Annotated in this window: 20 protein-coding genes; 9 read left to right on the top strand and 11 right to left on the bottom strand. The window is 60.7% G+C overall.

The genetic code is table 11. The features are described from left to right. The first annotated feature begins 43 nt into the window (after positions 1 to 43). From HX824_RS17395 to HX824_RS17380, 4 genes are read left to right on the top strand one after another with little or no spacing between them, the layout of a single operon-like run. Positions 44 to 1,990: a type VI secretion system Vgr family protein gene (locus HX824_RS17395; RefSeq protein WP_134327538.1), complete on the top strand. Its 1,947-nt coding sequence runs from the start codon at positions 44 to 46 to the stop codon at positions 1,988 to 1,990. 15 nt (positions 1,991 to 2,005) lie between these two features. Next, positions 2,006 to 2,440, top strand: coding sequence for a DcrB-related protein (locus HX824_RS17390; RefSeq protein WP_177054872.1), 435 nt, complete (start codon positions 2,006 to 2,008; stop codon positions 2,438 to 2,440). Positions 2,441 to 2,454: 14 nt separating this feature from the next. Continuing rightward, positions 2,455 to 6,837, top strand: coding sequence for an RHS repeat-associated core domain-containing protein (locus HX824_RS17385; RefSeq protein WP_177054871.1), 4,383 nt, complete (start codon positions 2,455 to 2,457; stop codon positions 6,835 to 6,837). 10 nt (positions 6,838 to 6,847) lie between these two features. Next, a complete protein-coding gene (locus HX824_RS17380) occupies positions 6,848 to 7,222 on the top strand; it encodes a DUF4259 domain-containing protein (RefSeq protein ID WP_177054870.1) in 375 nt (124 codons plus the stop codon). Positions 7,223 to 7,331: 109 nt separating this feature from the next. Here the strand turns inward: HX824_RS17380 and HX824_RS17375 are convergent, their stop codons facing one another. The 3 genes from HX824_RS17375 to HX824_RS17365 all read right to left on the bottom strand — a co-directional run bounded on the left by HX824_RS17375 (position 7,332) and on the right by HX824_RS17365 (position 9,167). Further along, positions 7,332 to 7,607: an HU family DNA-binding protein gene (locus HX824_RS17375; RefSeq protein ID WP_003213368.1), complete on the bottom strand. Its 276-nt coding sequence runs from the start codon at positions 7,605 to 7,607 to the stop codon at positions 7,332 to 7,334. A 191-nt stretch (positions 7,608 to 7,798) separates the two neighbouring features. Continuing rightward, positions 7,799 to 8,947 (bottom strand): NAD(P)/FAD-dependent oxidoreductase, encoded by a 1,149-nt coding sequence (locus HX824_RS17370; protein WP_177050716.1) that lies wholly within the window; start codon positions 8,945 to 8,947, stop codon positions 7,799 to 7,801. Positions 8,948 to 8,999: 52 nt separating this feature from the next. Next, a complete protein-coding gene (locus HX824_RS17365) occupies positions 9,000 to 9,167 on the bottom strand; it encodes a rubredoxin (protein WP_003213373.1) in 168 nt (55 codons plus the stop codon). Between the two features lie 195 nt (positions 9,168 to 9,362). Here HX824_RS17365 and HX824_RS17360 point away from each other — a divergent pair, with 195 nt between their 5' ends. Then, entirely contained in the window at positions 9,363 to 9,926 is a 564-nt protein-coding gene (locus tag HX824_RS17360; protein WP_177054869.1) for a chorismate lyase, read from the top strand. Beyond that, positions 9,926 to 10,816 (top strand): 4-hydroxybenzoate octaprenyltransferase, encoded by an 891-nt coding sequence (ubiA, locus tag HX824_RS17355; RefSeq protein ID WP_003213378.1) that lies wholly within the window; start codon positions 9,926 to 9,928, stop codon positions 10,814 to 10,816. Before HX824_RS17360 ends, ubiA begins: the two co-directional genes overlap by 1 nt. A gap of 33 nt (positions 10,817 to 10,849) precedes the next feature. Here the strand turns inward: ubiA and HX824_RS17350 are convergent, their stop codons facing one another. Then, positions 10,850 to 11,230 carry a hypothetical protein gene (locus tag HX824_RS17350; RefSeq protein ID WP_087693726.1) on the bottom strand — a complete coding sequence of 127 codons (381 nt, stop codon included), beginning with the start codon at positions 11,228 to 11,230 and terminating at the stop codon, positions 10,850 to 10,852. 152 nt (positions 11,231 to 11,382) lie between these two features. Between HX824_RS17350 and phoB the strand changes: the two genes are divergently transcribed. The 3 genes from phoB (at position 11,383) to HX824_RS17335 (ending at position 14,903) form a co-directional block, all read left to right on the top strand. Next, positions 11,383 to 12,072, top strand: a complete 690-nt coding sequence (gene phoB / locus HX824_RS17345; protein WP_003195617.1) for a phosphate regulon transcriptional regulator PhoB — start codon at positions 11,383 to 11,385, stop codon at positions 12,070 to 12,072. Positions 12,073 to 12,115: 43 nt separating this feature from the next. Continuing rightward, the gene (phoR, locus tag HX824_RS17340) at positions 12,116 to 13,438 is read left to right on the top strand and encodes a phosphate regulon sensor histidine kinase PhoR (RefSeq protein WP_003213382.1); all 1,323 of its coding nucleotides are present in this window, start codon (positions 12,116 to 12,118) and stop codon (positions 13,436 to 13,438) included. 124 nt (positions 13,439 to 13,562) lie between these two features. After that, positions 13,563 to 14,903, top strand: coding sequence for a hemolysin family protein (locus tag HX824_RS17335; protein ID WP_003213385.1), 1,341 nt, complete (start codon positions 13,563 to 13,565; stop codon positions 14,901 to 14,903). A gap of 117 nt (positions 14,904 to 15,020) precedes the next feature. Here HX824_RS17335 and HX824_RS17330 read toward each other — a convergent pair whose 3' ends face one another. The 7 genes from HX824_RS17330 to HX824_RS17300 all read right to left on the bottom strand — a co-directional run bounded on the left by HX824_RS17330 (position 15,021) and on the right by HX824_RS17300 (position 23,878). Next, positions 15,021 to 15,671, bottom strand: coding sequence for a M23 family metallopeptidase (locus tag HX824_RS17330; RefSeq protein ID WP_008439474.1), 651 nt, complete (start codon positions 15,669 to 15,671; stop codon positions 15,021 to 15,023). 236 nt (positions 15,672 to 15,907) lie between these two features. Beyond that, a complete protein-coding gene (locus HX824_RS17325) occupies positions 15,908 to 16,807 on the bottom strand; it encodes a response regulator (RefSeq protein ID WP_003213389.1) in 900 nt (299 codons plus the stop codon). Between the two features lie 124 nt (positions 16,808 to 16,931). Next, entirely contained in the window at positions 16,932 to 17,693 is a 762-nt protein-coding gene (phoU, locus tag HX824_RS17320; protein WP_003213392.1) for a phosphate signaling complex protein PhoU, read from the bottom strand. A gap of 72 nt (positions 17,694 to 17,765) precedes the next feature. Beyond that, positions 17,766 to 18,599 carry a phosphate ABC transporter ATP-binding protein PstB gene (pstB, locus tag HX824_RS17315; protein WP_017476754.1) on the bottom strand — a complete coding sequence of 278 codons (834 nt, stop codon included), beginning with the start codon at positions 18,597 to 18,599 and terminating at the stop codon, positions 17,766 to 17,768. A 139-nt stretch (positions 18,600 to 18,738) separates the two neighbouring features. Further along, positions 18,739 to 20,409, bottom strand: a complete 1,671-nt coding sequence (gene pstA / locus HX824_RS17310) for a phosphate ABC transporter permease PstA (RefSeq protein WP_008439475.1) — start codon at positions 20,407 to 20,409, stop codon at positions 18,739 to 18,741. 15 nt (positions 20,410 to 20,424) lie between these two features. Beyond that, the gene (locus HX824_RS17305; RefSeq protein ID WP_173406109.1) at positions 20,425 to 22,458 is read right to left on the bottom strand and encodes an ABC transporter permease subunit; all 2,034 of its coding nucleotides are present in this window, start codon (positions 22,456 to 22,458) and stop codon (positions 20,425 to 20,427) included. 430 nt (positions 22,459 to 22,888) lie between these two features. Further along, positions 22,889 to 23,878, bottom strand: a complete 990-nt coding sequence (locus HX824_RS17300) for a phosphate ABC transporter substrate-binding protein PstS (RefSeq protein ID WP_003213401.1) — start codon at positions 23,876 to 23,878, stop codon at positions 22,889 to 22,891. Between the last annotated feature and the right edge of the window lie 143 nt (positions 23,879 to 24,021).

Raw genomic sequence — 24,021 nt, 5'->3', positions numbered from 1 at the left:
GGAGCCGGTTCCTACAGTTATTACGCTATTTACGGGTTAACCGATGTTATTCAACCAAGCCTCACGCCTGGCCAAGATCACCAGCCCCCTGGGGCCGGATGTGCTGCTGCTCAATGAAATGGGTGGCGGCGAAGAGCTGGGTCGGCTGTTCAATTTCGAACTGCAGCTGACCTCGCTGGACGCCAACATCGACCTCAACCAGTTGCTGGGCAAGCCCATGAGCCTGAACCTGCAACTGGCGGACGGTGGCGAGCGACACTTCCACGGCATCGTCGCCCGCTGCAGCCAGAACATCGACCAGGGCCAGTTCGCCAGCTATCAGGTGACTTTGCGCCCGTGGTTGTGGCTGCTGAGCCGCACCTCCGACTGCCGGATTTTCCAGAACCTGAGCATCCCGCAGATCATCAAGCAGGTGTTTCGCGACCTGGGTTTTTCCGACTTCGAAGACGCCTTGAGCCGCCCGTACCGCGAGTGGGAATACTGCGTGCAGTACCGCGAGACCAGCTTCGATTTCGTCAGCCGCCTGATGGAACAGGAAGGCATCTACTACTTCTTCCGCCACGAGCAGGACCGCCACGTGCTGGTGCTGGCCGATGCCTACGGTGCCCACGCCAACGTGCCCGGCTACGCCTCGGTGCCTTACTACCCCAAGGACGAGCAGCAGCGCGAACGCGACCATATGCACAACTGGCACCTGGCACAGGAAGTACAGCCCGGCTCCCTTGAGCTCAACGACTACGACTTCCAGCGCCCCAGCGCGAGCATCGACGTGCGCTCGGCCATGCCGCGCCCGCACACCGCCGGCGACTACCCGCTGTACGACTACCCCGGCACCTACGTCAAAAGCGAAGACGGCGAACACTACGCCCGCACCCGCATCGAAGCCCTGCAAACCCTGCACGAACAAGTGGAGTTCAGCGGCAACGCCCGGGGCCTGGGTTCCGGCCACCTGTTCAGCCTCACCGGCTTCAGTCGCCGCGACCAGAACCGCGAATACCTGATCGTCGGCGCCCGCTACTACATCTCCCAGGAAAGCCTCGAAAGCGGCGGTGGCGCGCCTTCGGCGCAGTTCGAAAGCACCCTTACCTGCATCGACGCGCAACAGAGTTTCCGCCCGCTGGCCAACACCTACCGGCCCATCGTCAAAGGCCCGCAGACCGCGCTGGTAGTGGGCCCCAAGGGCGAGGAAATCTGGACCGACCAATATGGCCGGGTCAAGGTGCATTTCTATTGGGACCGCCACGACCAGTCCAACGAAAACAGCTCATGCTGGATTCGCGTATCGCAGTCCTGGGCCGGAAAAAACTGGGGCTCGATGCAGATCCCACGGATCGGCCAGGAAGTGATTGTGAGCTTCCTGGAAGGCGATCCAGACCGGCCGATCATCACCGGCCGGGTGTACAACGCCGAGCAGACCGTGCCTTACGACTTGCCGGAAAACGCCACCCAAAGCGGGATGAAAAGCCGCTCCAGCAAAGGCGGCACACCGGCCAACTTCAATGAAATCCGCATGGAGGACAAGAAGGGGTTGGAGCAGCTGTACATCCATGCCGAGCGCAATCAGGACATTGTGGTGGAGGTGGATGAGAGCCACTCGGTGGGGCATGACCGGAACAAGAGTATTGGGCATAACGAGACGGTGACGATTGGCTCAAACCGCCTGCGGGTCGTGCGCAACAACGACACCGTGATTGTGGGCGGGGCCAAGTCCGACAGCGCCGCCACGACCTACACCGTCGAGGCTGGCGACAGTATTCGCCTGGTGTGCGGCGACAGTGTGATTGAGCTCAAGGCTGGCGGAGACATCAACCTGACCTGTGGCTCGTTCAACCTGTTTTCCACCGGCAGCAGCAAAATCCAGACGAAGGGCAAACTGGATATCAACCTTGGCAGCGACAAGGGCACGGTGCCCGGCGCCCAAGGCGTGCAAAGCACGATCAAGTCCGCCGTCGAATCAAAATTCCCTGGCAAGCCCGGCGCTGGTCAATAACGAGATTTATCCACCATGAATTACCTGATCAACGAAGCCCAATTCACCCTGCCCGATGCAGAGGTACAGGACACCTCGATCAACATTCTCAAGTTCGCCAAGCTGGGCACCACGTTGGTGGTCAGCCGCAGCCCGTTGGCCGATGGCGAGACCTTGCAAGGCAACTTCGAGGGTCAACTTAAAAAGCTCGAACAGCAGGTCAAGGACCTTCGTTATTCGCCGGCGCAAGCCATCAAGGTGGGGCCGGCTCAGGACATCGACGCCTTTGAAGTGCAGAACCGTTTCAACAAAGGCAGCGACAATATTTACCAATATCAGCTGGCGATGCAGGTACCCGGCACACGCAACCTGATCGCCTTGAGCTACGTCAAGACCCAGCCCCTGGGGCCTGCCGAGGCGGCTCATTGGGCAACGCTCAAGAACACGCTCAACTTTGCCGTCACCCCCTGAGCAGAGTCTGAACAATGAGTGAAGACCTCTGGGCTGCCCGCGAAGGCGACGCGCTGCTGCACACCTCGGTGATGGCCGATATTCTCGGCGGCGTGCTGGAAGTGGCCGCCTATGCCGCACTCACTACCGTGGGCTGCCTGGCCGTTGCAGGGGCGGTTTTCCTCGCGACCGGTGCGACCATCGCCACAGGCGGTGTTGCATTGGTCTTGGTAGTGGGGGCAGTCGTTGGGATCACCGCAGGGCTCACAGGGGCTGACTTGAAAATATCCAGTTGGTGCGAGTCCGCCGCCAACTGGGTGTTCCCGCCGGTGATCGATGCCTTCATCACCAGCGGTTCGGATAACGTCTTTATCAATGGCAAAAAAGCTGCCCGCGCCGCAGGCAAGATGACTGCGGTTCCGGTCGCACCCAGCGAACCGCCAGCCCCCAGCTTCCTGGACATGGCCGGGGAGTTTTTCTCACAGATGTGGCGCCCGACCGTCGCCTCCCCCGCCCCCGGCACCGAGCCTTGCCCGCTGGACACCGTGGGGTGCAACAAGCACCCGCCCATGCCCCTGCAATTCATTGCCGAGGGTTCCAGCTCGGTGTTCATCAATGGCCAGCCTGCGGCGCGCAGTGGCGATCGCAGCACGTGCGACGCCAAGATCGGCACAGCCCCGGGCCTGATCTCGCCGGATGTGCGCATCGGTGGCGGAACCATCGTGGTGCAGGAGATTCGCAGCGGCAAAACGCCGGGCGTGGGTTTGGCGATTGCGGTGGTGATGGCGTTGCGGGGTAACCTGAAATGTTTCTGGACCAAGCTGCCGTGCCTGGTTGGTGGCTTGGTGGTGGGCGGTGCCATTTCTTATGCAACCAGCAAGGTTACCTCTGCGCTCAAGAGCGCCATGAATGGCTCGCCCAATCCGGTTCACAGCGCGACCGGGGCCAAGGTCCTGGGTGGGGACGAGGAGCTGGATTTCGTGCTGCCGGGTTTGCTCCCGATAGATTGGCAGCGTTTCTACAGCAGCCTCGACACACGCCAGGACGGTCTCTTCGGCGCGGGCTGGAGCGTTGCGTATGAAGTGTCGATTGAGATAGATGCAGACGAAAACCTGTTCTACATCGATGAGCAAGGGCGCCGCCTGGAGATCGGCTACATCCCCTTGTCCGGCGGAGCATTCGACCCGGGCGAAGGCCTTGCGGTCAGGCGCAGTGCCGACGGCGCGGTATTGATCGAGAGCATCGACGGCCTGTATCGCCTGTTCGAGCCCGACCCGCTGAACAGCGCGCGCATGCGTCTGCAGCTGCTGGGTGATCGCAATGAAGGGCGGATCTTTCTCGACTACGACGCTCAGGGGCGGCTGTATCGCCTGCGCGACACCCATGACTTGATGCACGTCGAACTGAGCTACTCGGCTGAACACCCACGGCGCGTGAGCCACATCGAACGGCGTTATCTGCGCCAGGAACATTTCGATGCGCGCAGCGATGTGCTCGTCAGCTACCGCTATGACAGCAACGGCGACCTGGCTGAAGTGTTGGATGTGCAAGGCACAACCCTTCGACGCTTTGCTTATGACAATGGCCGGCGAATGGTCGAACACCAGTTGCCGAGTGGCCTGCGCTGCTTCTATCAATGGAGTGCAGTGACCGGCCCGGACGGTGAAGAGTGGCGCGTGAGCCGCCACTGGACAGACGCAGGCGATGAATACACCTTCGACTACGATCTCGACGCCGGCATTACCCGCGTGACCGATGGCCTGATGCGCGTCAGTACACGGCATTGGAACCCGCAGTACCAGATCACTCGCTACGTCGACAACCTGGGCCATACGTGGCTGTTCGAGTGGAGCGAAGACCGCCAGTTGCTCGGCGCGACTGACCCGCAAAACGGTCAGTGGCGCTTCAATTATGACGCGTCCGGCAACCTGAGCGCGGTGATCGATCCACTGTCCAGAACCAGCGGCACGCAGTGGCTCGCGCACTGGGCGTTGCCCCAAGTAGAGACCGACCTTGCGGGCAACAGTTGGCACTATCGCTATGACCAGCGAGGCAACTGCATCGAGGAAATCGACCCGCTGGGCAATAGCACGCGCTACGTCTACGACGGGTTCGGTCAACCAGTGCGCATCATCGACGCCACGGAAAAAACCAAAACGCTGCATTGGAACGAATGGAGCCAACTGGTCGAAGCGGTGGATTGCTCGGGTTATCCCACCCGTTATCAATACGATGCCTTTGGCAATCTGGTGGTGCAGACCAATGCGGAAGGTGAGTCGGTTCGCTACCGGTACGGTCCCCAGGGGCTATTGCTGGAATGCCAGCTCCCGGATGGCCGCGTGGAACAGTTCCAACGCAGCGCCAGCGGTTACCTGACGGCCCATGTCGACCCGGCCGGCAGCACCACGCGCTATGCCTATGACCTGCGTGGCCTGGTCAAACAGCGCTGGGATGCGCATAACCGCACGGTCATGTTCGACCATGACGCCTATGGCCGATTGCGCAGGCTGACCAATGAGAACGGTGAAAGCTATCGCTTTGAGTGGGACGCGTGCGACCGCATGGTGCGGCAGCAAGACCTCGACCAGAGTCAGCGCTGCTACACCTATGATCCGCTGGATGATGTTGTCGCCGTGGACTTCCTGCCGGGGACAGAAGGCGAACCGGTAGCGCCGCTGTCACACCAATTTCAGCGAGATCCGGTTGGACGCCTGGTCAGCAAAGTCACCGCGGACGGCACCACCGTTTACGAACATGATCTGAACGACCAACTGGTCGGCGTCACGTTCACCGCGCTTGATGGTCAGCAGCAGCGACTGGGTTTCAGCTACGACGCGCTGGGGCAACTGCTGCAGGAGCAAGGCACAGCGGGCTCCTTGCAGCATCACTACGACGAATTGGGGAACCTGATTCAGACCCAGTTGCCCGACGGTCGATGGCTGAACCGCCTCTACTACGGCAGCGGTCACCTGCATCAGTTGAATCTCGATGGGAAGGTCATCAGCGACTTCGAGCGTGATCGTTTGCATCGCGAAGTGCAGCGCACTCAAGGCCAACTCAGGACGAACACCGCGTATGACCGCAGTGGAAGGGTTCGCTCACGCCAGCGCCGCAGTATTGACCAACCGTGGCAGTTGCCGCCGTTGGTTGAGACTGACTACAGCTACGATCCCAGCGATAACCTGATCGGGCGTCGGCGTGTTGACCGTGTTCATGATCGTCAAGAGCAGTTGGGTTACGACAGTACCGAACGTATTCTCGTCAGCCACCAAGTAGGCCAGACCGAAACCTTTGCTTATGACGCGGCAGCCAACCTGCTCGACGGCCCACGACAGGGTGGCTTGGTAAGGCATAACAGGCTGCTCACCTACCAAGACAAACGTTATAAATACGATGCTTTTGGTCGAATGATCGAAAAACGCAGCTCTGTTCGTGGCGTGCAGCGTTTTGCTTACGATGCCGAGCATCGCCTGATCGAAGTACGTAGCCAGAAAGGCGAGCTGAACACGATTGTGAGGATGGTGTATGACCCCCTGGGACGGCGTGTTGGCAAAATTGAACACGATGATCATGGGTTCTGCTTGGGAGAAACACGCTTCGACTGGGATGGCTTGCGTCTTCTGCAGGAACATCGGCACAGCCAGACCAGCCTCTATCTGTATGACAATCACAGCTATGATCCGCTAGCTCGGGTAGACGGGACGGGGAAACACCAGTGTGTGCGGTATTACCACAATGACCTGAATGGACTGCCCGAGTACCTCACGGAGACTGATGGGCTCACAGTTTGGCAAACGCGTTACAAAGTATGGGGCGCCACCCTTGAGGAGGTGCGCGAGGCGTACTTCATTGAAGAGCAGAACTTGCGATTTCAGGGTCAGTATCTTGATCGAGAAACTGGGCTGCATTTCAACACCTTGCGGTATTACGACCCCGACATCGGCCGCTTTACTACACCTGACCCTATAGGTCTGGCCGGTGGATTGAATCTTTACGCTTATGCCTCGAACCCACTGACTTGGATCGATCCTCTCGGACTGAACCCAGCGCTTCTGGAGGCGCTTGGCGTTGATGCAAAATCAATTGGTGTTTATCGATTTACCGACAAAAATGGCAAGCTCTACGTAGGCTCCACTACCGATCAAACCTTTGGCTCAAGGCTGAGCCAACATGTCGCTTCCGGGAAACTACCGGCTGACAAAATCAGCTCGGTTCAATTACACAGTATGAACGGGGCCACCCCTCAAGAAATCTATAAGGTCGAGGCCAGTGAAATTGTGCGAAATGGTGGCAGGAGCGTAGACGGCGGAAAAACCTCCAACCTTCGAGCGCCTGCCGGTACACGTGAGCTGTTCAAAAACCCCAATTGGGTCGCAACAGAAAAATCCAAACCATCCAGATTCGGAAAATGTGGCTGAGGAGTAAAAAATGGGCGCCTGGAATTACAATCCTTGGGAAAACGATGAAGCCGCCGACTGGTTTCAAGAATTTTGGAAACAACAGAATTTCGCAGTCCTGATCAACGAAATTAACCAGTTTGATCCCACTGAAGAACGTTATGACGCCTTTAGGGCTGCCTGTTATCTATTACAAACCCTGGGCAACCCCTATATATGGCCAGCGGAGCATTTGGCAGAACTGAAGCCCCTGATCCAGCGCGCGATTTCAATACTGACGCAAATGATTGACCCAACCAATGAAGACTGGGGGTTTCTTGATATGTGGGGAGGCAGTGCTGATGTCATCAAGGCAGTGGAAGAGCAAGTCGACGCTCTAAAAACGCGTTTAGGCGAACTGGCTTAATCTGGCATACGTACCAGCCCCCAACAAAAAATGGGCACCCGACCCAGTCGGCGTGCCCATTTTTTATCCCGCGCTCACACTCGCATGTGCGTAGCGCAGGCTTCTTTACTTACGGATTGACGCTGTCTTTAAGCGACTTGCCTGGCTTGAACGCAACGGTGTTGCTCGCCTTGATTTTCACCGGCTCGCCGGTTTGCGGGTTTTTGCCGGTGCGGGCGCCGCGGTGGCGCTGCAGGAAGGTGCCGAAGCCTACCAGGGTGACGCTGTCCTTGCGATGCAGCGCGCCGGTGATTTCTTCGAGTACGGCGTTGAGTACGCGGTTGGCCTGCTCTTTGGTCAGGTCTGCTTTTTCTGCAATAGCGGCTGCGAGTTCTGGTTTACGCATAAGTGAAGCCTCTTTGACGGTTTTTTGTTGTTATGTCCGTGCTGCTCTCTATCGGAGCAGCGCCCAAGGCGCCGCAGGCTCTACTCTGCGGCAGACGGGAGTGAGGATGGCATGCCATCGGGGCCTGCGCCAGTCTCACGGCGACCTTTCTACGGTCAAAATGATGCTTATTCCGACAGAACGACCAGCATTTACGCCAGCAGCGGCGGAAGTTCTTTGTTGAGGGCCAGTTTTTCCATCACGGCCGTGCCGGTCAGGGCGTAGCCCAGCAGTCGGCCGCTGGCGTCGCGGCACAGGGCCTTGATGTCGCCACCCTGCCCTTCGACGCTCCACACGCCTTCGCTGCCCCGTGGCGGTGGCGAGACGACCAGCGGGCAGACCGGGGTTTTTACCGTGACGGGCATCGGGCCGTAGCTGACGGCCGTCGCGTTACCCGCCAGGGTCTGGGCCAGGGCGCGGGCGCAGCTCATCAGGGGCATCACGTACAGCAGGTTCAGGCCATCGACCTCGGCGCAGTCGCCCAGGGCGTAGATGTTGGCGTGGGAGGTCTTGAGGTGGCGGTCCACCATAATCCCGCGGTTTATCTGCAACCCGGCTGCGGCGGCCAGGTCGACACGCGGGCGCAGGCCGATGGCAGACACCACCAGGTCACACTGGATCACTTCGCCATCAGACAAGTGGGCTTCCAGGCCGTCAGCGGTGCGCTGCAGGCGATTGAGCACCGGGCCCAGGTGGAAACGCGCCCCCAGGCCTTCCAGACCGGCCTGCACCGCTGCGGCGGCTGCCGGGTGCAGCAGGGTCGGCATGACTTGCTCGCACGGCGCCACCAGGTCGATCTCGTAGCCGCCGAGGATCAGGTCGTTGGCGAACTCGCAGCCGATCAGCCCGGCACCCAGCAACAGCACCCGGCGTTTTCCGGCCGCAGCGGCACGAAAGCGTGCGTAGTCTTCGAGGTCGTTGATCGGGAAAATCAGCTCGGCGGCGTCGCCCTGTACCGGCACCCGCACGGTTTCTGCGCCCCAGGCCAGGATCAGGTCGCGATAGGCCACCGCTTCCTCACCGATCCACAAGCGCTTGTGGCCCGGGTCGATGCCACTGATGCGGGTGTGGGTACGCACTTCGGCCTTCAGTTGCTCGGCCATGGCGCCCGGTTCAGCCATGCTCAGGCCATCGGCTTCCTTGTTCTTGCCAAAGCCTGTGGAGAGCATGGGCTTGGAGTAGGAGCGCCCGTCATCTGCGGTGATCAGCAACAGCGGGGTTTCGCTATCGAGCTTGCGAAACTCCCGAGCCAGGTTGTAACCGGCCAAACCCGTGCCGACGATCACGACAGGTGCGTTCATTCCTTTCTCCTTGTAGTTAGTACGGTTCTTGAATTGCGATTTAAATCAGCAATCAGCCGATTTCGATCATTTCGAAATCCATTTTGCCCACGCCGCAGTCCGGGCACAGCCAGTCTTCGGGGACGTCCTGCCACAGGGTGCCCGGCGCGATGCCGTCATCCGGCCATCCGTCTTTCTCGTCGTAGATCAGGCCACAGACGACACATTGCCACTTCTTCATTACTTGTTTCCTCAGGTCCAGGCGCGTTGGCCGACGGTCGATAGATGCAACCTTGCCGTGCGGCTCAGGGCGTTTTGTACTGATCAGCAGGCGCAGATGCAAGCATGATCGACGCATGGGCCTGGCGCACTCCGGCAAAAGTCCAGGGCACCATGGTAAGCTCGCCGCCTCATTAACTGCCAATAATGACCCTCCGTGCCGCATTCAAACGCCCTTCCCGCTGCTTGCCGATGGCTGACCCAGAGCCTTCTGAGCCCACTGCCCGCGCCGCTGACACTCAACTGGCTGTTCGATGAAGGTTCGCTGACCCGGCGCCTGACGCGCCTGTCCGACGATGGCTTCAGCGTGACTCCGTTGTTCGAAGGCTGGCAGCCACTGCGAGACGACGAATGCGCCACCCTGGACTTGCCCGCCGCCAGCATCGGCTGGGTGCGCGAGGTGTATTTGCGTGGCCATGGCCAGCCGTGGGTGTTTGCCCGCAGCGTGGCGGCCCGCAGCGCCTTGCAGGGCGACGGCTTGCACATGGATGAGTTGGGCAGCCGGTCTCTCGGGGAATTGCTGTTTTGTGACCACGCCTTCACGCGCCAGGCCATCGAGGTGTGCCGCTACCCACGGGAATGGCTGCCCCCGGCGGACCAGGCCGATCACCTGTGGGCACGCCGCTCGCGCTTCGACCGCGGGCCGCTGAGCGTGCTGGTGGCTGAAATCTTCCTGCCGACCTTGTGGCAAGCCGTGCACGACCATCCGGAGCGTTTCTGATGTACCAGCGCCTGCTCAAATCCCTGAATCACCTGAACCCAAGGGCCTGGGACTTCATCCAGTTGACCCGCATGGACAAGCCCATCGGCATTTACCTGCTGCTGTGGCCCACGCTGTGGGCGCTGTGGATTGCTGGCAAGGGTTCGCCATCGCTGCTCAATATCCTGATCTTCGTGCTCGGCGTGGTACTCACCCGGGCCGGCGGTTGCGTCATCAATGACTGGGCCGACCGCAAGGTCGACGGCCATGTGAAGCGCACCGAGCAGCGCCCGCTGGTCAGCGGCAGGATCAGCTCGAAAGAGGCCCTGGTGTTCTTCGCGGTGCTGATGGTCATCAGTTTCCTGCTGGTGCTGCTGACCAACTCCATGACGATCTGGCTGTCCCTGGGCGGCCTCGCGCTGGCGGCCAGCTACCCGTTCATGAAGCGCTACACCTATTACCCGCAGGTGGTATTGGGCGCGGCGTTTTCCTGGGGCATGCCGATGGCGTTCACCGCCGAAACGGGCAGCCTGCCCGCCGCGGCATGGCTGTTGTACATCGCCAACCTGTTGTGGACGGTGGGTTACGACACGTACTACGCCATGACCGATCGCGACGATGACCTGAAAATCGGGGTCAAATCCACCGCGATTCTGTTCGGCGATGCCGACCGGGTGATCATCCTGACCCTGCAGGGCCTGGCACTGGTGTGCCTGTGGCTGGCGGGGATGCGTTTTGAGCTGGGCGGCTGGTTCCACCTGGGCTTGCTCGCGGCGGCCGGGTGTTTTGCCTGGGAGTTCTGGTACACCCGGGACAAGGACCGGCTCAAATGCTTCAAGGCGTTTTTGCACAACCACTGGGCCGGGTTGGCGATTTTTGTCGGGATTGTCGCGGACTACGGGTTTCGGTGAGAGGCCAGGCCCCTCACCCTTATCCGGCTCACATCAAGGCTTGGCGACCTTCCACGCCCCGTCCATTTTGCCTTCGCCGGTCATGTCACCGGCCTTCTTGTCCATGACGAAGGTGTAGAGCGGCTTGCCGCTGTAGGCCCACTGGCTTTTCTGGTCGTCACGGGTGATCACGGTCCACTTGCCCATGGGCTTGTCGGTGGATTCGGCCATCAACGGCGGCCAGTTGGTGGCGCACTTGTCGTTGCACATGGATTTGCCATCAGCGTCCTTGGCAAAGGTGTAGAGGGTCATGCCGTTGTGGTCCACCAGCATCCCGTCCTTGGTCATCGCCGGGTCTGCCGCAAACGCCAGTGTCGGCAGCGTTAACGCGGCCGTTACCAGCAGGGCTTTCCAGGAAAAAGTACTATGAGTCATGGGAACCTTCCTTTTGTGGTTGTCAGGATTCGGACCCAAAGCGTAGTCCAGAGAGGCAAGGATTGCCCAAGCGACTAAATTACTGTCACACGACTGCAATAATTCCGTTATCTAATGCGGCGCAAGACAGTTAAATGACAAGAGGATTTAGCATGGTTGGCAGGAGCATTCTGATCGTTGACGACGAAGCGCCCATTCGCGAGATGATCGCCGTTGCGTTGGAAATGGCCGGCTATGACTGCCTGGAGGCGGAGAACTCCCAGCAGGCCCATGCCATTATCGTCGACCGCAAGCCGGACCTGATCCTGCTGGACTGGATGCTGCCCGGCACCTCCGGCATCGAACTGGCCCGCCGCCTCAAGCGTGACGAGCTGACCGGGGATATCCCGATCATCATGCTCACCGCCAAGGGCGAAGAGGACAACAAGATCCAGGGCCTGGAAGTCGGCGCCGATGACTACATCACCAAGCCCTTTTCCCCACGGGAACTGGTCGCCCGTCTGAAAGCCGTTCTGCGCCGTGCCGGCCCCACCGATGGCGAAGCGCCTATCGAAGTCGACGGCCTGATCCTTGACCCGATCAGCCACCGCGTGACCATCGACGGCAAACCCGCCGAGATGGGCCCTACCGAATACCGCCTGCTGCAATTCTTCATGACCCACCAGGAGCGCGCCTACACCCGCGGCCAACTGCTGGACCAGGTCTGGGGCGGCAACGTGTATGTGGAGGAGCGCACCGTCGACGTGCATATCCGCCGCCTGCGCAAAGCCTTGGGCGACGCTTACGAGAATCTGGTACAAACCGTGCGCGGCACCGGCTACCGGTTTTCCACCAAAGGCTGAGCCAGCCCGAACTGCCCAGACAGCTGAAAGGACGCGTGTTTAAGTGAACCAAAACTGGCATGGCACCCTGATCCGCCACATGCTCCTGTTGATCACCGGCTGCCTGCTGGTGGGCCTGGTCAGCGGCTATTACGGCTGGAGCCTGGCCGTCGGCCTGGGCCTTTACCTGGGCTGGACCCTCAAGCAACTGCTGCGCCTGCACGAATGGCTGCGCCAGCACAAACCCGACGAAGCACCACCCGACGGCTACGGCCTGTGGGGCGAGGTGTTCGACAGCATCTACCACCTGCAACGCCGCGACCAACGCGTACGCGGGCGGCTTCAGGCGGTAATCGATCGGGTCCAGGAGTCCACCGCTGCGCTGAAAGACGCCGTCATCATGCTCGACAGCGACGGCAACCTGGAATGGTGGAACCGCGCCGCAGAGACCTTGCTGGGTCTCAAGACGCCCCAGGACAGCGGCCAGCCGGTGACCAACCTGGTGCGCCACCCGCGTTTCAAGGAGTATTTCGAGCAGGACAACTACGAAGAAGCCCTGGAAATCCCGTCACCGACCAACGACCGCGTGCGTATCCAGCTGTACCTGACGCGCTACGGCAATAACGAACATTTGATGCTGGTGCGCGATGTCACACGCATCCATCAGCTGGAACAGATGCGCAAGGACTTCGTCGCCAACGTCTCCCACGAACTGCGCACACCGCTGACGGTGATCTGCGGTTATCTGGAGACGCTGCTCGATAACGTCGAAGACGTGAACCCGCGCTGGACCCGTGCCCTGCAACAGATGCAGCAGCAAGGCTCGCGCATGCAAACCCTGCTTAACGACCTGCTGTTGCTGGCCAAGCTGGAAGCCACCGATTACCCCTCGGACAACCATCCGGTGCCGGTGCAAAGCCTGTTGCAGACGATCAAGAGCGACGCCCAGGCATTGTCCGGGCAGCGTGAACAGCAGATCACCCTTGAAGCCGACCCATCGATCCTGCTCAAGGGCAGTGAGGGCGAGTTGCGCAGCGCGTTTTCCAATCTGGTGTTCAACGCCGTCAAATACACCCAGGACAAAGGCAACATCCGCATCCGCTGGTGGGCCGACGACCAGGGCGCACACCTCAGCGTGCAGGACTCCGGGATGGGCATCGACGCCAAGCATTTGCCGCGCCTTACCGAGCGTTTCTACCGCGTCGACTCCAGCCGCAACTCCAACACCGGCGGCACCGGGCTCGGCCTGGCCATCGTCAAACATGTGTTGCTGCGCCATCGCGCGCGGCTGGAAATCAGCAGTGTGTTGGGCCATGGCAGTACCTTTACCTGCCATTTCCCGCCGGCCCAGGTGACACATTCCCGGGTCCTTCATCAGGACGAGTGACCTTCCGCCCGGCAGCCGCCACTAGGCAAGCGCCCCGTCAGCCGCTACATTGGCGGACTTGCGCCTGCCTTTCAGGCCCACCTGCTCACCCTTTTCGATTAGACGGAACCCGCAAAACCCCATCATGGACCCTTCCCCTGGCATCACCCTCGCGACACTCTTCGCCGACTTCGGCATGATTCTTTTTGCACTGATCCTGGTACTGCTCAACGGCTTTTTCGTTGCGGCGGAATTTGCCATGGTCAAACTGCGCTCGACCCGGGTCGAGGCCATCGCCCACAAGAACGGCTGGCGCGGGCAGATCCTGCGCACCGTACACAGCCAGCTCGACGCCTATCTGTCGGCCTGCCAGTTGGGTATCACCCTCGCCTCCCTGGGCCTGGGCTGGGTCGGTGAGCCGGCCTTCGCGCACATCCTCGAGCCGTTGCTGGGGGCGATCGGTGTGCAGTCGCCGGAAGTGATCAAGGGCGTGTCGTTCTTTGCCGCCTTCTTCGTGATCTCGTACCTGCACATCGTGGTTGGTGAACTGGCGCCCAAGTCCTGGGCCATTCGCAAGCCCGAGTTGCTGTCGCTGTGGACCGCCGTGCCGCTGTACCTGTTCTACTGGGCCATGTACCCGGCGATCTACCTGCTCAACGCCAGTGCCAACGCCATCCTGCGCATCGCCGGCCAAGGCGAGCCTGGCCCGCACCACGAGCACCATTACAGCCGTGAAGAACTGAAACTGATCCTGCACTCCAGCCGTGGCCAGGACCCGAGCGACCAAGGCATGCGCGTGTTGGCCTCCGCCGTGGAAATGGGCGAGCTGGAAGTGGTGGACTGGGCCAACTCCCGGGAAGACCTGGTGACCCTGGACTTCAACGCACCGCTCAAGGAAATCCTGGCGCTGTTCCGTCGCCACAAGTTCAGCCGTTACCCGGTGTACGACGCCGTGCGCAACGAGTTCGTCGGCCTGCTGCACATCAAGGACCTGCTGCTGGAACTGGCGGCCCTGGACCACATTCCCGAGTCGTTCAACCTGGCCGAGCTGACCCGCCCGCTGGAACGCGTATCGCGCCATATGCCGCTGTCGCAACTGCTCGAGCAGTTCCGTAAAGGCGGCGCGCACTTCGCCCTGGTGGAAGAGGCCGACGGCAAGGTCATCGGCTACCTGACCATGGAAGACGTTCTGGAAGTACTGGTAGGCGACATCCAGGACGAACACCGCAAGGCCGAGCGCGGCATCCTCGCTTACCAGCCGGGCAAATTGCTGGTGCGTGGCGACACGCCGCTGTTCAAGGTGGAGCGCCTGCTGGGCGTCGACCTGGACCACATCGAGGCCGAAACCCTGGCCGGGCTGATCTACGACACCCTGAAACGGGTGCCGGAAGAGGAAGAAGTGCTGGAAGTCGAAGGCCTGCGCATCATCATCAAGAAGATGAAAGGGCCGAAGATCGTGTTGGCCAAGGTGCTGTTGCTCGACTAGGGCACACCCCCTGTAGGAGCGAGCTTCCTCGCGAAGGACGTTAACGATAACGCTGGGATCCTGACACCCGGCAGCGCCCTCAGGTTTTTCGCGAGCAAGCTCGCTCCTACAAAAGCCTTACCGCGTGCCCAACGCAAAGTTGGGCAACGCCTGCACCGGCTGGTTGAATTCATAGGGAATCGACACCAGCCCCGACGCCGTCGTGCGCTGCACCACAAAATGCAGATGCGGCCCGCTGCTGTTGCCGGTATTGCCCGACAGCGCCAGCGGGCTGCCCACCGCCACGCGCTGCCCTTCCCTGACGCTGACCGACCCTTGCTTGAGGTGCAGGTACACGCCTTGCGTGCCGTCATCGTGCTGCACCCGCACGAAATTGCCCGATGGATCGCTGCCGCGCCCGCTCTGCTCGTTCTCGGTTTTCAGTACGACACCGCCACGTGCCGCGATGATTGGCGTGCCTTCAGGCATGGCAATGTCCATCGCATAACGGCTTTTGAGCTCGGAGTGGCTGAAGGTACCGTTGGGGCCTTGGGTGAGACGGAACGGACCGCCACGCCAGGGCAAGGGATAACGATAGGAAGCGGGTTGCGACGGATATACAGGCTTGGGAATCACCCGCTCCTGATACACAAACGCCTGCGCCCCGGGCGTGTACCGGTCGCTGAAGACCACAGCGCCGTCGGCGTCGATGGATTTGTAGAGGGTCATGGACATCGCCGGCATGACAACGGCGAACAGTCCACACAACAGCAGTGAGCGCACGAGCATCGGGTTGGCCTGCCAGGGACGACTGAATGGCAGGCTAACAAGGGATCATGACAGTGCTATGTGAACCAAACACTAACCCTGTGGCGAGGGGGCTTGTCCCCCGTTGGGCTGCGCAGCGGCCCCAGTAGAGTTATCGCGCAGGGTCAGGCAGAACTCAATTACAGGGTTTGGGGCCGCTACGCAGCCCAACGGGGGACAAGCCCCCTCGCCACAGGTTTTTTGGAGACCCCATCAAGTCACGCACCCGGCACAAAATGCTTCTGTGCAGTCCCGCGGGCGATCAGCCGCGAGATGTAGTCGAGCTTCTGCGCATCCTGGTCGATAAACCGGAAGGTCAGTTGCAGCCAGTCACTGTCGGGCTTGGGCTCGTAGGCCACCACGGCATGCAGGTAGCCATTCAGACGCGCCACTTCAGCGTTCTCACCCTGCTCCAGGTCGAGCACGGCGCTTTCCAGTACCTGAGGCAGGATTTCACCACGACGCACCACCAGCAGCGCCTCCTTGATGCTCAGGGCCTTGATCACACACTGCTGGGTGCCACTGGACAAGCGCAGCTGGCCCTGGCCACGACCGCTGGCAGGCGACGCTGCCGCAGCCACCTGCACCGGCGGGCTGTTGAGCAGGCCTTTGCTGGGCGCGGCCACCGGGGCCGGCTTGACTGCGTCAGGCTTGCCACCAGTGAGGGCGCTGAGGGAATCGTTACCGAACGCCGAGTTCATCTTGGTCGGTGCGCTGGCGATCAGCGCGTCGAGGCGGCCAATCTTGTTCAGTGCCTGCTTGACCTTGTTCAGCAACTGCTCGTTGGTGAATGGCTTGCTGACGTAGCCGGAAACCCCGGCCTGGATCGCCTGCACCACGTTTTCCTTGTCGCCACGGCTGGTCACCATGACGAAAGGCATGGCTTTGAGATGAGGCTGTTCACGGCACCAGGTCAACAGTTCCAGGCCGGACATTTCCGGCATTTCCCAGTCGCACAGCACCATGTCGAAGGTTTCGCGCATCAGGATGGCCTGGGCCTTTTTGCCGTTCACCGCATCTTCGATCTTGATCCCCGGGAAGTAGTTACGCAGGCACTTCTTCACCAGGTCGCGAATAAACGAGGCGTCATCCACCACCAATACACTGACTTTGCTCATCGACCCTTCATCCTATAAAAACCCCGGCAAGCATAACGCTTCGCTGATGGCGTTTTGCCAAAAATTCCAACACCACAAACGAAAACGCCCGACCAAAGGCCGGGCGTTTATTTCTCGGGCAATCTTACTTATCGTCAGGAACGCCCGGAACATTAGGGATTTGATCGGTCGTACCTTCAACTTCTGCTTTCATCCGCTTGAGGCCCATGTGCCGCACGTCGGTACCCCGCACCAGGTAAATCACCAGTTCCGAGATGTTGCGTGCGTGGTCGCCGATGCGTTCCAGCGAACGCAGTACCCAGATGATGCTCAGTACCCGTGAGATAGAGCGCGGGTCTTCCATCATGTAGGTCGCCAGTTCGCGCAGCGCCGTCTTGTATTCTCGGTCGATGGTCTTGTCGTATTGAGCCACCGACAACGCCAGCTCGGCGTCGAAACGGGCAAACGCGTCGAGGGCGTCGCGAACCATGTTGCGCACCTGGTCACCGATGTGGCGCACTTCGACATAACCACGCGGCGCTTCGCCTTCCTCACACAACTGGATGGCGCGGCGGGCGATCTTGGTGGCTTCGTCACCGATGCGCTCCAGGTCGATCACCGACTTGGAGATGCTGATGATCAAACGCAGGTCGGACGCCGCCGGCTGACGACGGGCCAGGATGCGCAGGCATTCTTCGTCGATGTTGCGTTCCATCTGGTTGATCTGGTCATCGATCTCGCGCACTTGCTGGGCCAGGCCCGAGTCGGCCTCGATCAGCGCGGTGACGGCGTCGTTGACTTGCTTCTCCACCAGCCCGCCCATGGCCAGGAGGTGGCTGCGCACCTCCTCAAGCTCGGCGTTGAACTGCGCGGAGATGTGATGGGTAAGGCCTTCTTTGCTAATCATGTTGGCGTCCTTGGAACGTCCAGTAAGGTGCGGTCGACCGCAGCATCAGTTCAGTGAGCAACCAGCCACCTGCTAGCCGTAGCGACCGGTGATGTAGTCTTCGGTCTGCTTCTTCGCCGGGTTGGTGAACAGGGTATCGGTGTCGCCAAATTCCACCAGCTTGCCCATGTACATGAACGCGGTGTAGTCGGAAACCCGCGCCGCCTGTTGCATGTTGTGGGTCACGATGACGATGGTGAACTTGGATTTGAGTTCGTAGATCAGCTCTTCGACTTTCAACGTGGAGATGGGGTCGAGTGCCGAGCACGGTTCGTCGAGCAGCAGCACTTCCGGCTCCACGGCGATGGTGCGGGCGATCACCAGACGTTGCTGCTGGCCGCCGGACAAACCGAGGGCCGACTCGTGCAGGCGGTCCTTGACCTCGTCCCACAGCGCCGCGCCTTTCAGTGCCCACTCAACGGCTTCGTCGAGGATGCGCTTTTTGTTGATGCCCTGGATGCGCAGGCCGTAGACCACGTTTTCGTAGATGGTCTTGGGAAACGGGTTGGGCTTCTGGAACACCATGCCCACCCGGCGCCGCAGCTCGGCCACGTCTTCGCCCTTGCGGTAGATGTTGGTGCCGTACAGGTTGATCGCGCCCTCGACGCGGCAGCCGTCCACCAGATCGTTCATCCGGTTGAAGGTGCGCAGCAGGGTCGACTTGCCGCAACCGGACGGGCCGATGAAGGCGGTCACGCGCTGCTTCGGAATGTTCATGCTGACGTCGTACAGCGCCTGCTTGTCGCCGTAGTACAGGCTCAGGCCCGGTACTTCGATGGCCACGGTTTCCTGGGCCAGGCTCAGGCTCTGCTTGTCGCGACCCAGGGCTGACATGTTGATGCCGTGGGAATGGGTTTCATGTTGCATGGGATGCTCCCTGTGCTACCAATTCGTTTTGTGGGAGCGGGCTTGCTCGCGAAGGCGTCAGGTCAGTTGACCCATGTATGACTGATACACCGCATTCGCGAGCAAGCCCGCTCCCACATTTAGTCCGCGTTCACTTCAATTAACTGTCCAGCGCTTTGTATTTTTCGCGCAGGTGGTTACGAATCCACACCGCCGACAAGTTGAGCGTGGCGATCACCAGCACCAGCAGCAAGGCGGTGGCGTACACCAGCGGCCGCGCGGCTTCGACGTTGGGGCTCTGGAAGCCGACGTCATAGATATGGAAGCCCAGGTGCATGATCTTCTGGTCCAGATGCAGGTACGGGTAGTTGCCGTCCACCGGCAGCGACGGCGCCAGTTTCACCACACCCACCAGCATCAGCGGCGCCACTTCACCCGCGGCGCGGGCCACGGCGAGGATCATGCCGGTCATCATCGCCGGGCTGGCCATCGGCAGCACGATCTTCCACAGCGTTTCCGCCTTGGTCGCGCCCAGTGCCAAAGAACCTTCACGTACGGTGCGAGGAATCCGCGCCAGGCCTTCTTCAGTGGCCACGATCACCACCGGCACTGCCAGCAGCGCCAGGGTCAGGGATGCCCAGAGCAGGCCAGGCGTACCGAAGGTCGGTGCCGGCAAGGCCTCGGCGAAGAACAGCCGGTCAACCGAGCCGCCCAGTACGTACACAAAGAAGCCAAGGCCGAACACGCCGTAAACGATGGCGGGTACACCGGCCAGGTTGTTCACCGCGATGCGGATGATCCGCGTCAGGGTGTTCTGCTTGGCGTATTCACGCAGGTACACCGCCGCCAGCACGCCGAACGGGGTCACGATCATCGCCATGATCAGGGTCATCATCACGGTGCCGAAGATCGCCGGGAAAATCCCGCCTTCGGTGTTGGCTTCCCGTGGATCGTCGCTGAGGAATTCCCAGACCTTGCTGAAGTAGAAACCAACCTTGGTCATGTAGCCCATGGCGTTCGGCTGGTAAGCGTGCACCACCTTGCCAATGCCGATTTCGATTTCTTTGCCGTTGGCATCGCGGGCGGTCAGGCTGTCGCGGTTGAACTGGGTGTGCAGGTCGGCCAGGCGGGCTTCGATGTCCTTGTAGCGGTTGTTCAGTTCGGCGCGGCCGCTGTCCATGTCGGCCTGGGCGGTGGCGTCCAGCTTGCCTTCCAGCTCCAGTTTGCGACCGTGCAGGCGGATGCGTTCGAGGCCGGCGTTGATGGCGCCGATGTCGGACTTCTCGAGGGTCTTGAGCTGGGCCGCGAGCTTGTTGACGCGGTCCACGCGGGCTTGCAGTTCCGGCCAGGCCGCCTCGCCTTCGGCGATCACCTTGCCGTCCTGCTTGACGTTGACCAGGGTGCCGTAGAAGTTGCCCCACTCACGACGCTCGATGGCCATCAACTCGACCGGCTTGGTCTGGTTGGTCAGCCACTCGCCGACGATCCAGGTGAAGTCATTGCCGTTCAAGTCACGGTTGCCGACCTTGATCAGCTCGCGGGTCATGAACTCCGGGCCTTGGTCCGGCACCGGCAGGCCAGCGCTTTTCAGGCGCTCGCGGGGCACTTCTTCTTTCTGCACCACTTCGCCGACGACGATGTGATTTTCCTGGCCCGGCACGTTGTAGTTGGCCTGGATCAGGTCGGCCGGCCAGAAGTGGCCCAGGCCACGCACGGCAATCACGGCCAGCAGACCAATGGTCATGATGACCGCGATGGACACCGCGCCACCGCTGATCCAGACGCCTGGGGCGCCGCTCTTGAACCATCCATTCAGGGAGTTCTGTTTCACAGACTTCTACCTTTCTTAAAGCGACGAGTATTTCTTGCGCAGACGCTGACGAATCAGCTCGGCGAGGGTGTTCATGATGAAGGTGAACAGCAGCAGCACCAGCGCCGAGAGGAACAGCACGCGGTAGTGGCTGCCGCCGACTTCCGATTCGGGCATTTCCACCGCGACGTTGGCTGCCAGGGTTCGCAGGCCTTCAAACAGGTTCATCTCCATCACCGGCGTGTTGCCGGTGGCCATCAGCACGATCATGGTTTCACCGACCGCGCGGCCCATGCCGATCATCAGCGCCGAGAAGATGCCTGGGCTGGCGGTCAGGATCACGACGCGGGTCATGGTCTGCCATGGCGTGGCGCCCAGGGCCAGGGAGCCCAGGGTCAGGCCGCGCGGCACGCTGAACACGGCGTCTTCGGCGATGGAGTAGATGTTCGGGATCACCGCGAAACCCATGGCCAGGCCGACTACCAGGGCGTTGCGCTGGTCGTAGGTGATGCCCAGGTCGTGGGAGATCCACATGCGCATGTCGCCGCCGAAGAACCAGGTTTCCAGGTACGGGCTCATGTACAACGAGAGCCAGCCCACAAACAGGATCACCGGGATCAGGATCGCGCTTTCCCAGCCATCCGGGACCCGCAGGCGGATCGACTCAGGCAGGCGGCTGAAGACGAAGCCGGCCACCAGGATGCCGATCGGCAGCAGCATCAGCAGGCTGAAAATCCCCGGCAAATGCCCTTCGACATACGGCGCCAGGAACAGGCCGGCGAAGAAGCCGAGGATCACCGTCGGCATCGCTTCCATCAATTCGATCACCGGCTTGACCTTGCGGCGCAGGCTCGGGGCCATGAAGTAAGCGGTGTAGATCGCAGCGGCAACGGCCAGTGGTGCGGCCAGCAGCATGGCGTAGAACGCGGCCTTCAGGGTACCGAAGGTCAGGGGCGCCAGGCTCATCTTGGGTTCGAAATCGGTGTTGGCGGCGGTCGATTGCCAGACGTATTTAGGTTCGTCGTAGTTTTCGTACCAGACCTTGCTCCACAGCGCGCTCCAGGAAACTTCCGGGTGCGGGTTGTCCAGCAGCAGCGGTTGCAGCTTGCCGCCGGCCTCGACGATCACCCGGTTGGCCCGTGGCGACATGCCGAAGATACCGTTACCGTCGACCACCTGGTCCACCAGCAACGTACGGTGGGCAGTGCTGTGGAACACACCGAACTTGCCGGAAGCGTCGAGGGCGGTGAAGCCTTTGCGACGTTCTTCAGCAGTGATTTCAACGATAGGCGCGGTGCCCATCTGGAAGGTACGGATCTGCTTCAGGCGTTGTTCGCCGTCCGGGTCGCGGGCCATGAACCACTGCGCCAGGCCACCGCTGGAGTTACCGATGATCAGCGAGATACCGCCCACCAGCTGGGTGCTGGCCGTGACTTGCGCCACGCCGTCTTCCAATAATTTGTAGCGACCGTTGAGGCTCTTGTCCCGCAGGCTGAAAACGTCGGCCTGGGCGCGACCGTTGATCACGTACAGCCACTGCTGGCGCGGATCAACGAAGATGGCTTTGACCGGCTCGGTCATTTGCGGCAGCTCGATGCGTTTCTGCTCGGTGGTGACTTCCTCGGTCATCATGTTTTCTTCACGGCTGATGGACAGCACGTTCAGATGGGCACCACTGGAACCAGCCACCACCAGCGTCGAGTCGGTCGCATTCAAGGCGACATGCTCAAGGGAGCGGCCCTGTTCGTCGAGGACGATCGGTGTTTCGCCGTAAGGGTATTCAACGGCGGGCGAGATGGTCTTCTTGCCGTCCGGGTACGACACTTTATAGGTGTGGCGGAACACCAGGGACTGGCCGTTGGACAGGCCGAGGATCACCAGCGGGCTGCCGGGCTGGTCTTCACCAATGGAGGCGACTGTCACGCCCGCCGGCAACGGCAGGTCAACGCGCTTGAGTTCGGCACCCGTGTCAACGTTGAAGAACAGCGCCTGGCCCTTGTCGGAAACCCGCATGGCGACCTGGTTCTGTTCTTCCATGGAGATCATCAGCGGCTTGCCGGCGTCCTGCAGCCAGGCAGGCGCGAGGGCCTCTTCCTTGGTCAGGTTGGCGCCGTGGAACAGCGGCGCGACCACGTAGGCGAGGAAGAAGAAGATCAAGGTGATCGCGCCCAGGACGGCAAGGCCGCCCACCAGCACGTACCAACGGGTCAGGCGATCCTTGAGCGCGCGGATGCGGCGCTTGCGTTGCAGCTCAGGCGTATTGAAATCAATGCGCTTGGGGGGAGAAGTCGTCGTCATGGTGGAATTGGCCAGATCATTCATGCGCACACCCTAGCGATCCTGTATGACAGAAAGATGACAATGCAGTGACGCAAGAAATCCGCCGCGTAGCAGGGCTGGCAGCGGATTAAAAAATGGGAGGCGAGGTCCATGTCTTACAGACCCCGCCCAGGCCTTGAACCGTGGGTAAACCGCGGTTCCAGGCAGGTTTACCGGCGGCTTATTTGCCACCTTCTTTCAGGCCCAGGTCAGCCAGTGCCTTGGCGGCAACTTTGGCTGGCAGCGGGATGTAGCCGTCTTTCACTACCACTTCCTGGCCCTGTTTGGACAGAACCAGCTTCACGAACTCGGCTTCCAGCGGGGCCAGAGGCTTGTTCGGGGCTTTGTTGACGTAGACGTAGAGGAAGCGCGACAGCGGGTATTTGCCGTTCAGGGCGTTTTCTTCGCTGTCTTCGATGAAGTCAGTGCTGCCTTTCTTGGCCAGGGCCACGGTTTTCACGCTGGCGGTTTTGTAACCGATGCCCGAGTAACCGATGCCGTTCAGCGAGGAGCTGATGGACTGCACAACCGACGCCGAACCAGGTTGTTCGTTCACGTTAGGCTTGTAGTCGCCTTTGCACAGGGCTTCTTCCTTGAAGTAGCCGTAGGTGCCGGATACCGAGTTGCGACCGAACAGTTGCACTGGCTTGTTGGCCAGGTCGCCGGTCACGCCCAGGTCGCCCCAGGTCTTGACGTCAGCCTTGGCGCCGCACAGACGAGTCGAGGAGAAGATCGCGTCGACTTGTTCCATGGTCAGGTGCTGGATCGGGTTGTCCTTGTGCACGAACACGGCCAGGGCATCCACGGCAACCGGGATCGCGGTTGGCTTGTAGCCGTACTTCTGCTCGAAGGCAGCCAGTTCGGTGTCCTTCATCTTGCGGCTCATCGGGCCCAGGTTGGAGGTGCCTTCAGTCAGTGCAGGAGGTGCAGTGGCGGAGCCGGCGGCCTGAATCTGGATGTTGACGTTCGGGTATTCCTTTTTGTAACCCTCAGCCCACAGGGTCATCAGGTTTGCCAGGGTATCGGAACCAACGCTGGACAGGTTGCCCGACACACCAGTGGTCTTCACGTAAGCCGGAATCGCCGGGTCAACACCAGCGGCTACCGCGTTAGCGGTCGCAACGCCAGCAGCGACAAAAGTCATTGCCGCCATCAAACGTTTCAGTTTCATGCCTTGCTCCTAGCAGATAGGGATAGTTGGATCGGGGCCAAGTATCGGTAGGCCGTGTGAACACTCTATGTCTGGAATATGACAATTAGATGAAAGGCCAGCATTTATGAAAAAGCTGACAGGAAGGAGAAACGTCAATAAAT

Source organism: Pseudomonas sp. D4002, assembly GCF_013385665.1.
GTDB lineage: Bacteria > Pseudomonadota > Gammaproteobacteria > Pseudomonadales > Pseudomonadaceae > Aquipseudomonas.
This window is presented reverse-complemented; position numbering and strand designations above follow the sequence as displayed.